The sequence below is a fragment of the Bacteroides congonensis genome, from assembly GCF_900130125.1.
GTDB classification, from domain to species: Bacteria; Bacteroidota; Bacteroidia; order Bacteroidales; family Bacteroidaceae; genus Bacteroides; species Bacteroides congonensis.
The window spans coordinates 837,741-850,291 of sequence record NZ_FQXY01000010.1 but is presented as its reverse complement, the minus strand read 5'-3'; the positions used below and the strand labels follow the sequence as shown (position 1 = coordinate 850,291).

The following is a 12,551-nucleotide window of genomic DNA, read 5'->3' as shown; positions in this document are numbered from 1 at the left end:
ATTAGATTGACAAATGGCAATATGCCATTATGTCAATCAATATATAAAGATAAATATTATAACAATGCTTTTATCATTGCCGACAGTTCTTCCACTGTCTCTTCATTGGAACCGGAGAAGCCGACAGGTTTGAACCGTATATTTCCTTCCTTGTCTATAATGAACTTAGCCGGGATTCCTTTGGCCTTATAGCTCTCTATAACAGGAAATTTATTAGTGTTCGGGTCTTTCACGTCAAATACTACATTGAAAGTAAATCCTTTATCATTCATATATTTACGTACGGTTTCCAGAGGATTCTTTTTACTTTCGAGTGTATTGATGAAAAGGAATACCACCTCTTTATTGTCCGCAAAACGGTTGATTGTCTCCTGCATGGCGGGGAAAGATGCTTTGCAGGGACCGCACCATGTAGCCCAAAAGTCAAGTACTACCACCTTCCCTTTCAGGCTTGCCAGTGAGACTTCCTTTCCGTCCATATTGTGAAGCGTAAAGAGCGGAGCAGGTTCGTTCACCATATTCTGCACGAGCTTTTCCTGTAAAGCATTGTGGAATTCCGATTTCAATTCATCCAAATATTGCTCGAATCCTTTTTCCTTACCGTTTTTCCGGGTATATGCCTGCTTCAGCCAGTCTATTTGTTGCGGAGTAGCTTTTCCCATGCGGACAAAGGTTTCCAGTATAGGGGTTGCTTCACTGAATTTCTTTTCAAAGACGAGCGTTGTGGCGTAGCAATTATTGATAGTATAATCCTGCTTATTACTGGATTCGTATATTTGTTTGGCATAAGGAACTGCTTCTTGTATACGATTGTCTTTTACCAATGCTTCTACATAAGCAGTGAGAATTTGATTGAGTTTGTGCTTCTCCTCTTTGGGAAGCGTATCTTCATCTTTTCCTTCGGTGGTCATCTTGATAGCTCTATTCAGCAATTCTGCTGCCATTTCAAAGCTGCCATTCTCTAAACGATTGAATCCGGAGATAGCCAATACATCACGTTTGAATGGCGAATCCGGAATATTAGCCATATAACCTTCGGCTTTTTCCCGATTGCCTTCCGCATAAAATGCCTCTATGGTAAATGACATCATCATATTTACCATCGGGTAGGCAAAGTCCGCTTTTTCTTTCTTCACTTGTGCCATGAACTTCTTCAGCATTTCTTCTTTTTGCGCTGCGGTGTCAGCGTTCCTTAGTGCCATCATAGCGGCTGTCGCTTCTTCTTTTGTCAGTGTGCCGGATTCCTCTTTATTCAACAATTTCAGTAGTTGCTGATATAGTTTGGGATCCGAAGGACGTTTGGCGAAAGCATCCACAATCTTTCCCTGTTGGTCGATAATGACGATGCGGGGAACGGAACGGATTCCGTAATGTTTCGCTATTTCAGACTTGAATCCGTTGGGTACGTTGAGTTGCAAAGTCGCTCCGTTTTTATCTTTCACAAGTTCTTTCCATGCTTTGAGCAACTGTTCTCCGGTGTCGAGTGACAAAGTGAAGAACTGAATGTTCTCCCCTTTCATCTTCTCCGCCAGTTTCTCCATATAGGGCATTTCAGCTTTGCAAGGGATGCAGCCGCTGAACCAGAAATCGAGCACTAACACTTTTCCTGCATAGTCGGCGGAAGAGTAAGTCTTTCCGTCAATGTCATTGGCGGTAAATACAGGTGCCGTATTTCCACGGGTGATGTTGCTGTATCGTGCTTTTATTTCGTTATACTGTTTTTCCAGTTGGGCCAGTTCCTGAAGGAATGTTTCGCTATGCGTAGGTACGGATGATTTTGCGACAGACAGATATGTCGGAAAATCATCGGAATAACCTGCTTTCAAGATTTGTTTCAGATAACGTATCAGGAAAGCGGATTTCACTTCATTATTGGATATTCTTGCTGTATATTGGGCGAGAAAGTTTGTCGGGTCGGGTTGCCATTCGCCCTTCTTTTCTAATATTTCCATTGATTCGCGCATCACAGTAAACCATTTGGGATAATACAGCAATGCAGCATCCTCATACCGATTCTTTCTTACGTCATCGTAATAATTTGCCGGTAAATTCACTTCCTTTTTCATAAACATGCGCATCAGGTCCGGTCCCTTCAGCAGTTGATTGAGAAATGAATATTGATAATAGTACCCGTGTATGTGCTTGAATTCATCAGGTAAATCCGATGCTTTCAGTGCGTCAATTGACTCTGCAAGCATTTTATGCTGGAATTCCAGCCACTCGGTGGAGTATGTGGCTATATTTTCAGGGATTTTGAAAATGGAAGAATGCTGTTGAATGAACTGATTGATTGCGGCATTGTCCCCTTCGAAAGATATTTCCCCGTTTTTCTCCTTGATACGGCTTGTTGAACCGGGAGTGACGAATACAGTTGCCATATTGCTATTGGAGCCCATATAATAGTAATAGGCAGGTTCATCCAGTTGTAGGGTTATCGTCTCCCCCGGCTTCACTTCCTGATAGCCGTAGAGCGTATCACTTTCGCTTTGGAAATAGATTTTCTTTCCGTTGGTTTCTGCTTTGAAAGTGATATGTGCTGCTTTATTGTCGGAAGATAAAGCGAACCCCTCTGTATATGTGAACATACAGAGAAGTGTTGCTATGAATAGAGTGAATGTTTTCATTATTTGCTGTTTTGTATTAAGTTACTGTTTTGCATGGCAGATACAGGGAACGGGAATGTCAACAGGTGCGAATCTGGTTTGAGAGTATATGTCTTTCCGTCCACTTCCCGTGTCAATGTCTCGTTGAATTCCGTACAGAAACGGCGCATGTCAAAGAAACTGTTGCTGGTGAACAATAGTTCGCGTTTACGCTCTTCACGAACAATTCTCATGGCATCGTCTGCATCAGTAGCGGTGAGATCGGTATAATATTTGGTGATAATCCGGTTTTTGCGCATGTCGTTTACATATTTCATGGCGTTCCCCTTGTCACCCTTGCGGGCATAACATTCTGCCGCCATCAGATATGCTTCGGAAAGCTTGATTCCGGCAGGATTCCAGTGGTAGAATGCGCCGAAACTCAACATAATACTTCCGGGTTCGGCAGTAGGTCTGGTAGGGGCTGTACCTAAATTGAAGGTATATCGTAAGTCATTCATTGGTGTATATAGATCCATGACGGGTTTGCGTACCATGCTGGGAGCCGGATCAAACTGTGTCATTCCATTCTGGGAAAGAAGATTTTCCGGATCTTCATACGGATGGGTGAAATACATTGCCTGGACGAGTGTGCGGAACATGGAATACATGGGCATTCCGTATTCTATCATTGTCTCCGGCCATTGGAAAGTTTGTGCCGCATAATTGACCGCTGCCTGATATTCCGTATTCATGTTCCATAATTTATGGCGTCCTTCACCTTCCGCTTCCTTGATACAGTCCAGTGAAGCTTGAAGCGCTTCGTCAAATTCTCTCTTGAAGAGATGTACTTTAGCTTTCAGGGCATAACCAAATGATTTGTCGGGACGGAATGTATTCATGGCTACATGCGGAAGATCGGGCAAAGCCTCTTCAATGTCCCGCTGAATCAGGGCATAAGCGTCAGCTACAGTAGATTGTACTCCTACTGCTTCCATATCAAAGTCTTCGCGAAGGATGATTCCCCGGTCTTGGGCGGCTGTTTCCGGATTGTAGGGTTTGGCGAAAGTATTGATAAGGTAGAAATAAGCATAAGCACGCATAATCTTAGCCTGTGCCATACCGTAGCGTTTATCGTCATCACTTCCTTCAGACTTGTTGATATTTTGGATAATGATGTTATAATTGGATATCTTCCTATAACATACGGTGTACATATCGCCATTTCCGGTGGCTGTCATGTAGGGGGCGCGGTCGAAATCTTCATCCCAATAGAATGCGGTTGAATGAAGTGGAGAAGAATAATTCTCGAGTAATTCCATGTTGTAAGAAGTGGCCTCTCCGCATAGATACCATTCCGATTGGATGGGATATCCGTAAATGTCTTCGATTAATCCCAGATAGTCGCTGGTTTGGTTGAGCACGGACTCTCCTTTAGGGACGATGTCCAGATAGTTGTCACAGGCACTTAGGCTGAATGCTGCGGCTATACAGCCTATAATAATATTTCGTTTCATACTGAGTCGTTTTAGAAGTTGATGTTGATACCTAATATGTAACTGGTCGCTTTTTCGTCATTCCGTGTACCGGAATTAGCATTGAAAGCTTCGGGGTCGATATCCCGTTTGTTGGCGGCCCAGTAACAAGGGTTGTTCACTTGAGCACGCAGGCTGATTCCCTTGAATCCTGCTTTACTTATCCATTCTTGGGGTAGCGTGTAGCTTACTCCGATATTACGTATCTTTATGAATGCCGCACTTGCTGTATTATAGTCAGCATATTTCCATTGGTATTCTCGGTCGGTGCTTAATCCGTAAACAGTCATTGACGGGATATCCGTATTGGTATGTTCCGGTGTCCAGCGGTTGGCAATGTCTTCGTGGATGGCACCTTTATAAGTTACAGTGCGCAATCCGCTGTAGAGAGGAGTCGCATCTACCCGTAATGAGTGTCCTGCATAGTAAACAATCTTGGTGAAGAAGTTGAGTTGCTTCCAGCGCAGACTGATGTCAAGTGCTCCGTTCCATTTCGGATCGAGCTGTCCTACACATGTCAGGGCGTCAATCTCGTCCACAGGTTTCAGAGAGACTACGTTTCCTTCAGCATCATATACCGAGGGATTTCCTTCATCTGTCAGTCCTGCGTAGCGGTAGGCATAAAGCGAGTTGTAGGTATCTCCTTGGAGATAGAAACTACCCGGGCTAGTCAGCATACTCTTGGCGGAAGTAGGGATATAACCTACTTTTTTTATCTTGTTACTGTTGTAGGCGGCGGTAAAGGTAGTATTGAATGACCAGTCCCGGCTGTTAAGCCAATCATACGAAAGAGAAAGCTCTATACCTCTGTTTCGCATGGCTCCGTTGTTTACTCTTGCCGTTTGGAAGCCTGTAGAAGGATCAAGATTGGTATTGGCAAGCAAGTCCGAACTATAACGCTGATAAAAGTCAAAGCTACCGCTTAGTCTTCTGAGAAGAGAAAAGTCCAGTCCGAGATTGAAAGTTGAAGTCTTTTCCCAGCGGAGCAATTTGTTAGGTGGAGAGATGATAGTCGTCAGGTTGGCCTGGCTGTAAGGAGAGACAGAGTAATTGCCTAATAAATAGGGTGATGTATTTTGGTCTACGTTACCTGTGATACCGTAGGTAGCGCGAAGCTTGAGCATATCTACCCAAGTGATATCCTTCATGAACTCTTCATTGGAAATGTTCCAGCTGGCACCTACCGACCATAACGGGCGATAGCGGTATTTGGGATCAGTACCAAAAAGATCGGCCTGTTCTATACGGACGCTACCATTGAGGGCATAGCGTGTATCGTATGAATAACCGGCATTGAAGTAGGCAGAGACATAACGGTGATGTGAGTCACCTACATGTAGTTGCTCTTGCTTTTGAAAAGGACTGTTGCTTAGTTGTCCTATGACACCTTCGTTCAATACCGCCCAGTCTACTTGCTTGTAAATCAGCTTCTGTCCGTTGTAGCCATAGCGCTCGCTTATTGTCTTGCGATATTTGTCTTCACGGATTTCTCCACCTAGCAAGGCGGTAATCTCATGTTTGTCGTTGATAGTCGTTTGATAGTCGAATTGTGCACGTAGGTTCATATACGACCAGCGTGCGTGAGACTCTTCCATTCTTCCGCCTTCGGGGATATAGTAGGTAAATCCGCCTTGCGGATTGGTGGCTGCATATCCATTAATCATGTTTCTCATATAGTATGAATCTTCTTCATCTTGACGTTCAGTATTTTGATCCCGTCTCTCATACTGGAATTTCACACCGAAGTTCAATCCTTTGAGCAGTTTGAAATCGGCATGTGTGAAGAGTTTCCAATAGATGTCGTCGGTATCTTGCATATTCTTGGTCGATTCTTCCACGGCGTTGTATCCCATAGGTTTCAGTCCATCTGTCTGGCTCACTCTCTGGGAGTTGTAGTAGTTGTGCGGGTAGATATAGGCATAACTGCCGTCTTCGTTATAGAGAGTTTCGTATGGCATAGGTACTGTTGTCCCTTGATAGCCTGCTTGCGAATAACTGCTGTTGCCGATACCCACATTTGTTCCTACGGTGAGTTTAAACCACTTGGTCAGGTCGAGTTCGTTTTTCATGTAGAAAGTGAACTTGTCATAGCTGTTGTTCTTGTTGTAGGTGCTTTCGTTTTCGTAACGGGCAGAAAAGAAGAAGTTGGATTTGTCGCCCGCTTTGGAAAGAGAGAGATTATAGTCCTGTACGAAGTTCATTTGTTGCAGTTCGTCACGATAAGCTTTTCTATAATCATTCTTCCGCAAAAGGTCGAGTGAGTTGTTCAGTTGGCTTTCTGTGATTTCTCCTTTGGCGAGACGATAATAGAGACGGTCTACTGTTGATATGTAACTGGGGGCTTTCATATCGTTCAGCGATTCGAAATAATCCAACGGATTATCTTGGTAATTAGGATTACTGGTCAGATAGTCTCTTTCGTAATCAATGATGTCACTGGTAGAGGCATAATGGCGGTAGTCGAGTGATGGCAACGGATTCAGATAGAAGTTGGCAGACACATTGATGTTCGGTTTCTTGCCCGTTCCGCGTTTGGTGGATACGACAATGACACCGTTCGAAGCCCGTACACCATATAGAGAGGTGGCTGCGGCATCTTTCAGCACGGTTATTGTTTCAATGTCTTCCGGATTAAGTTCGTTAATGCTTACTCCGGTGACAGGTTGTCCGTCCAATACCAATAGTGGAGTAGAGTTGATGGAAAATGAAGAAGTACCGCGAATACTCATTTTCCCGTTATAGTTGCTCAGTCCGGGAGTGGCACCTTCCAGTTTACTGCCCAAATCCGGTGCCTGGATTTTGTCGAGATAGTTGCTCTTCACAATCGTGGCTGCTCCGGTTGCCCGTTCGCGTGAGATCGTCTGGAAACCGGTGACGATTACTGCATCCAGTTGTTTCACATCCTCTACCATGACTACTTGCAGACTGCGTTCGCCACTGTAAACTACGTCATGCGATTTCATTCCTACAGAGGTAAAGTGAAGTACAGTACCGTATGCCAGTGGTTTGGAGAATGTGAAGCGTCCGTCAATATCGGTAACGGCTGCCTGACTTTTGTCTTGCGCAATAATGGTAACGCCCGGAATCACATTCTTGTCACTGTCAATTACGCGTCCGCTCAATAGTGTTTTGGTTGTCGCCTCCTTGGGGATGGCGGTAATGACAATCGTTCTTCCTTTAATAGAGTATTGTAGTCCGGTTCCTGTCAGAAGCGTTTTCATTACGTTGTTGATTTCGGCTTCCTGTAGAGATACGGACACATTGACCCCTTTCAACAGAGAGGCGTTATAGAAAAACTGGTAGCCATACTGCTTACTCAGTTTCTCCAACACGTTTTCCAACGGTTTTTTACTTACCGTAACAGTGATCTTCTCCGGTTGGCTTGTTTGGGCATATGCCAACGGGGCGGTACAGGACAGGATGAGGGAAATTGCCAACATGAGTCCTTTGGAAATAAGCTTTTCTGTCATAACTATGTGAGATTTATAATATTAGATGCTATTATTCATTCTTTTTCTCTATGGCGTCTATTTTCCTGTCCTGATGGATTTTGAAGTCAAGTTCATTTGTCAGGTGCAGGATATTGAGTATTTCTACGAGCGGCTGTTTGCGTGATAGTATGCCGCTGTAACGTATATCTTGTATATCTTCGCTTACATTGATGTCTACATTATACCAGCGTGAAAGTTCCGCCATGATAGTGCCGATAGGTTCATTGCGGAAAACGAATTTGTCCTCTGTCCAGCCGGTGATGGCTGATATATTGGCTTGTGTAGTGTTGTATTCGCCTGTCGTCTTTTGGTAGGTGAACTGTTCGCCGGGGGATAGTGTGGCAAGCACTTTTTGTCCTTCACGCACATTGACCGAACCTTCGACAAGGGTGATACGTATATTCTTTTCCGCTTCATAGGCTCTGATATTAAAGGTCGTTCCCGTTACTTGTACATTCAGTGTGCCTAACAATACGTTGAACGGACTCTGAGGATTGGATTTTACTCTGAAATATCCTTCTCCCTGCAGTCTGACCTGGCGTAAATGCTTCTTGAAGTGGGTGGGAAAGGATAATTCGGAAGCGGCATTGACTTGAACGACTGTCCCGTCTTCCAGTGTCAGTTGATAACTCCCGCCTGTGGGGACAGACAGTTTATTGAATTGGTTGTCAGGTTTCAGTTTTATGGAGATGTTCTGCTTGCCGTCCAGTGTACTTCCAAGCAGTTGGTTACCTTTAACGGTCAGGTTGTTCTCCGGCAGAACCACCGACTCGTTGTTTTGTGCGATGATGGATGTGTTCGAAGTAACGGGGGCGGTAGTTGCCCATTCGGGGATAACTTCTTTCTTGTTTTCTGTCCACAACCATAGTGTGGCTGTACTTACAATTAAAAGGAAAGAGGCGGCGATACTGCTTATCACACGGATGTTGAGTTTCCTTGGGGGGAGAATGATGTGTTTGTTTACCTGTTGTAGTGCCTCGTCTATGTTGATAGAATCGTGGAAAGCAATCTCCTCAGGGAGTTGTTCCTGTTTCCGTAACTCTTCATATAGTACGGGTGACTCTTTTTTCCATTCTTCGGCAAGTGAGGAAGTCGAGGTTTTTCCTGTACAAATTTCTCCAGCCAATTCCTCAGCTATCTGAATGCTTTCTTTGATTTTATCTTCTGTCATATATATAAATGGAATCTATGGCGTTTATAAGTAAAACGACATACTTAACAAGTAGTATGATATAAAAATTGATTTTTTATAAAATAAGCAGTAGAAATCTTAATTCCTCCAGTTCTGTACGCAGGCGGGCATAGGCGTGCATCTTGTGTGATTTCACTGTGGGGACTGACAATGAAAGCATGTCGGCTATCTCCTGATTGGATTTATTCTGGAGTGAAAGGATGATGATTTCCTGCTCGCGTGGAGTGAGGAGCTTGATTTTTTTTCGCACGATGAACGAGACTTCTTCCCGGATAATGTTTTCCTGAATAAATTCTTCGCTCTGCATCGTCTCCAGTTGGCTTTCGGCATAGCGGTTTTTCACGTCTTCATGTTTCAGATAGTCGAGACAACGGTTGGCTATGGAACGGTAGAAGAAAGCTTTGATGGCAATGATAGAAGTGAAATGCTCATGTTGTTCCCAAAAGGCAATGAAAACGTCCTGAACAATATCACGCGCTTCTTCTGTACCCAGATGATAGCGGCAGGCAAAGGAAAGGAACAGCGTATAGTATTTTTTGAAAAAGATATCGAATTCTTTCTTACTGCTTGTTCCCTGCATGCTTATATTGTCAATATTGTTATTTGGGAGTGTTACCATCTGGCTATGTTATGTACGCAAAAGTACGTATTTTCTTTTACTACCAAAATTTTTCGGGGAAAAACTCTATATTTCTGTCTATGACTTGACAACTATCAATGTGTTTGCAGGTTATCTGAAAATGAAGAATGGACACAAAGCGGCATTTGCCATAATGAACCGGAACGTGCTTTCGGTTACTAAGGCAAGGGTGTTTTAGGATAAAGTTTGTGAGATGATTATCGGGCGGTAGATTCATATTTCTGTTTGGTGGACTGCTAATGTCCACCAAACAGGAAAGGAATATGTAATGGAAGTTGTTATTTCATCTTTTCCGCTTCCTCTTTCAGTGCTTTTTCCGTTTCACTGTCTCCTTTGGCAGCGTATAATGCTGATTTCATTAATAGCCAGCTTCGCTTCATGGCAGGAGTAGAGAGATAAGGTTTCAGTTTTTCCGCCCATGCCAACCCGCGGTTGATGATAACCGGATCTTTGCATTCAGATAGATAATTGAGATTGACCCAAGTAAAATAAAACCGCTTGTCATCTGAAAAAGCCGGATCTTTTTCTGTTCCGTCCAGTGCGTCCATCACTCCTTTGTAGCCTCCTTTTTGTACCAGATCTACAAGATTGAGTTCCGCACGGTAAAAAGAAGCGTTCTTGCCGTTATATTCTTTCAGCAGGGATACAAGCCTGTCAAACATTGGTTGTGGAAATTGCTCCGCGGGAATACGTTTTCTCCGGATAAATCTGGAAACAGCGTATTTGTAGACAGTTTCTATTTTCTCATTCACTTTCTCCTCTCCTATGGACTGGCGGTAACCGGGAGCATACTTCAGAAGGTACTCAAATCCGGTGGAGTATGGTTCGTTGACTTGACTCTCAATGATCTGCCAGTTGTCTTCCGAGTATCTGTTTTCATCGGACAGGCTACTTAAATATAAATGCAGGACGCTATCCCTTTCATGCGTCATGGAAGCAGCGCCAAGACCGTTCAGATATCTAAGTACTGTCGGGGCATCTTGTTTGTTTTTGGTATAACGGGCGGAAAGTCCCGGCAAATTCTGATTGGGGTCAACGGCTTTTTGTGCTTCACCTACCAGCCACTGGACGTTGGGATGTGCCCCGCATACGCGGTACACTATTTCCTGATTTTCCGGATTGATAAAAAGTAAAGTGGGATAACCTGTGATCCGGAATGTTTTACTTAGTGTTTTTCCTTCCCCCTTTTCCATGTCCATTTTCAGGTTGATGAAATGTTTGTTGAAGAAAGCTCCTGCGGTATCGTTGGGAAATACCATTTTACTCAGCATCTTGCACGGACCGCACCAGGTAGTGTAGCAGTCTATGAAAAGCAACTTTTTTTGCTGTCCGGCTTTTGCCAGCGCCTCATTGAAAGTTGATTCTTCAAATTGGATACCTTGCGCGTTACCGGCAGGAATAATAGTGCCTGATACTATTATTGTAGTAATGATACATTTTAAGAGTAAGTTTATTCTCATCATGGTTTGACTTCTTTATATTTAACGTCTATAATTTTTGCGTATCCGGTGTATTCCCATCCGGGCTTCAATGTCAAGTCCGTTCCCGGCGAACTTGTTTGGTAAAAGCGAAGAATCCCACCGTTATTGTCGGTAGATGTCGTATCATAAGAACCGACAATCAACTCATATTGGCGGGCTGTAAAGGCGGCTGCCGTTTCTTCATCCATTTTTGCGGTAAGCTGGGTCACTCCTCCGGGATTATCATACATGCAAAACTTGATTGTGGTTACTTCCTCATTCGGATTGAGTGTGATAGCCTCTTTACTTGCTCCTGTAGAAAGGTTGTAAGAATACACTTTGTTTTTATAGGCATAATATAAGGTTTGATATTGGGAGTGGGCACAGAACAAGGTTGCTTTGTCAAAGTCTGTTAGTTGTATGTCTTCCCAGCATCCCTCTTGTTTGAAATCGCTGTTGGATAGATTAATAGAATATATATGACGCTTATTCCCGTCTTGCATGATTGCGTAAACCGCCCCGTTGGAGAAAGCTGTATTTGCCATTGAAACCAGCTCCATAGAACCGGTGTTGAAGCTGAATAGCTTTTCGGTACTATCCGGGTCTTTCAGCGGATAGCAGGTCTGGCGTCTGGCCTGTTCTTCTCTTTCCCCATCCCAACCTATAAAGCGATGGTTGTCAATGTCATACAGCAAGGCGGCACCCCCGTCGCTTAATCCGGTGGTACTTCTTTGGGTGCTCACACCGACAAAGGGAGACACTCTATATTCTGGTGCTCCTCCCCGTTCGGAAGTATTGGCGGGATCTTCAAAAGCTGTACCGCTTTGCAGCAGGTCCCAGACAAATGCATTGCCTTCTTTGGAGACGGCGATGATAGCTGCATGATTTGTAAAGTCGTTGTTGGGTACACATGCGAAATTGACAATATGGTCTTCCGGTGATGAAGCGAACAGTGACGCTTTCATTTCATACGCATTCCCGTCAATGGTAAGGTATGTGTTATTGAGCAGATAGCTTTCCGTTTCGGCCATCAGCGTAATTTTATCTCCGATGGTTCCCCTCCTGTTAGAAAAGAATCCCAAGCTTCTGGCGTGGTACATTTCGGGAATGTCCGGATTTTTTGCTATATCGTAGGCGGGGATAATACGGTCTTTCGACAATTGGGAAAGCATGTCCAGCCGCACTCTCTCTTCGCTGCCTTCATTACAGAGAAGCATCCATCCTTCGGAGGTAGAGACTATAATGTTGATATCAAATCCTTTGACGCTCTTTATGCCGGTACGTTTATCAGTCACACTATAGCGGCAGGTATGTTTTCCGATTCCCAGATCAGCTATCCTGTAAAGGTCTTTTTTGTTTTCGGAACTCAGGATGACCCAGTCTCCGTCAGAGTTGACCCGTTCATACAGAAATTCGTAATTGGCATTGCCGTCTTCGATAGCTCCTTCCTTATTGGAAGTGATTACCGGTTTGATATCTATATATTCAGCATTGGCCACTACGGAAAGTGTTGTTGGCATATCAATTGTAATGATATCCTTTTCTCCATATGTATAGTTGCCTTTATCGTCCAGACAGGAGACAAATAAGAGCAGGGAGAGCAAACCGATTATATGGGTATGTTTCATTATCTTGTTCATAAACGTTGTGT

General features: G+C 43.8%; 7 protein-coding genes. All 7 read right to left on the bottom strand.

What is annotated here, in order from left to right; genetic code table 11:
* Positions 1-56 precede the first annotated feature (56 nt).
* The 7 genes from BQ7997_RS14700 to BQ7997_RS14670 all read right to left on the bottom strand — a co-directional run bounded on the left by BQ7997_RS14700 (position 57) and on the right by BQ7997_RS14670 (position 12,540).
* Entirely contained in the window at positions 57-2,624 is a 2,568-nt protein-coding gene (locus BQ7997_RS14700; protein ID WP_073347031.1) for a TlpA family protein disulfide reductase, read from the bottom strand.
* On the bottom strand, positions 2,624-4,099 hold the full coding sequence (locus BQ7997_RS14695; RefSeq protein WP_073347030.1) for a RagB/SusD family nutrient uptake outer membrane protein: 1,476 nt from the start codon (positions 4,097-4,099) through the stop codon (positions 2,624-2,626). Before BQ7997_RS14695 ends, BQ7997_RS14700 begins: the two co-directional genes overlap by 1 nt.
* 11 nt (positions 4,100-4,110) lie before the next feature.
* The gene (locus BQ7997_RS14690) at positions 4,111-7,587 is read right to left on the bottom strand and encodes a SusC/RagA family TonB-linked outer membrane protein (RefSeq protein ID WP_073347029.1); all 3,477 of its coding nucleotides are present in this window, start codon (positions 7,585-7,587) and stop codon (positions 4,111-4,113) included.
* Positions 7,588-7,618: 31 nt separating this feature from the next.
* Entirely contained in the window at positions 7,619-8,779 is a 1,161-nt protein-coding gene (locus BQ7997_RS14685; RefSeq protein ID WP_073347028.1) for a FecR family protein, read from the bottom strand.
* 76 nt (positions 8,780-8,855) lie between these two features.
* Positions 8,856-9,419 (bottom strand): RNA polymerase sigma-70 factor, encoded by a 564-nt coding sequence (locus tag BQ7997_RS14680; protein ID WP_073347027.1) that lies wholly within the window; start codon positions 9,417-9,419, stop codon positions 8,856-8,858.
* A 299-nt stretch (positions 9,420-9,718) separates the two neighbouring features.
* Entirely contained in the window at positions 9,719-10,903 is a 1,185-nt protein-coding gene (locus tag BQ7997_RS14675) for a thioredoxin family protein (protein ID WP_073347026.1), read from the bottom strand.
* Positions 10,900-12,540 (bottom strand): PKD-like family lipoprotein, encoded by a 1,641-nt coding sequence (locus BQ7997_RS14670; protein WP_022138400.1) that lies wholly within the window; start codon positions 12,538-12,540, stop codon positions 10,900-10,902. The genes BQ7997_RS14675 and BQ7997_RS14670 overlap by 4 nt, the downstream gene beginning before the upstream one ends.
* Between the last annotated feature and the right edge of the window lie 11 nt (positions 12,541-12,551).

What these genes read in the sequence shown, in the direction of transcription:
- BQ7997_RS14680 (WP_073347027.1), bottom strand. Translation starts at nt 9,419, where the DNA reads ATGGTAACACTCCCAAATAACAATATTGACAATATAAGCATGCAGGGA.
- BQ7997_RS14690 (WP_073347029.1), bottom strand. Translation starts at nt 7,587, where the DNA reads ATGACAGAAAAGCTTATTTCCAAAGGACTCATGTTGGCAATTTCCCTC.
- BQ7997_RS14685 (WP_073347028.1), bottom strand. Translation starts at nt 8,779, where the DNA reads ATGACAGAAGATAAAATCAAAGAAAGCATTCAGATAGCTGAGGAATTG.
- BQ7997_RS14700 (WP_073347031.1), bottom strand. Translation starts at nt 2,624, where the DNA reads ATGAAAACATTCACTCTATTCATAGCAACACTTCTCTGTATGTTCACA.
- BQ7997_RS14670 (WP_022138400.1), bottom strand. Translation starts at nt 12,540, where the DNA reads ATGAACAAGATAATGAAACATACCCATATAATCGGTTTGCTCTCCCTG.
- BQ7997_RS14695 (WP_073347030.1), bottom strand. Translation starts at nt 4,099, where the DNA reads ATGAAACGAAATATTATTATAGGCTGTATAGCCGCAGCATTCAGCCTA.
- BQ7997_RS14675 (WP_073347026.1), bottom strand. Translation starts at nt 10,903, where the DNA reads ATGATGAGAATAAACTTACTCTTAAAATGTATCATTACTACAATAATA.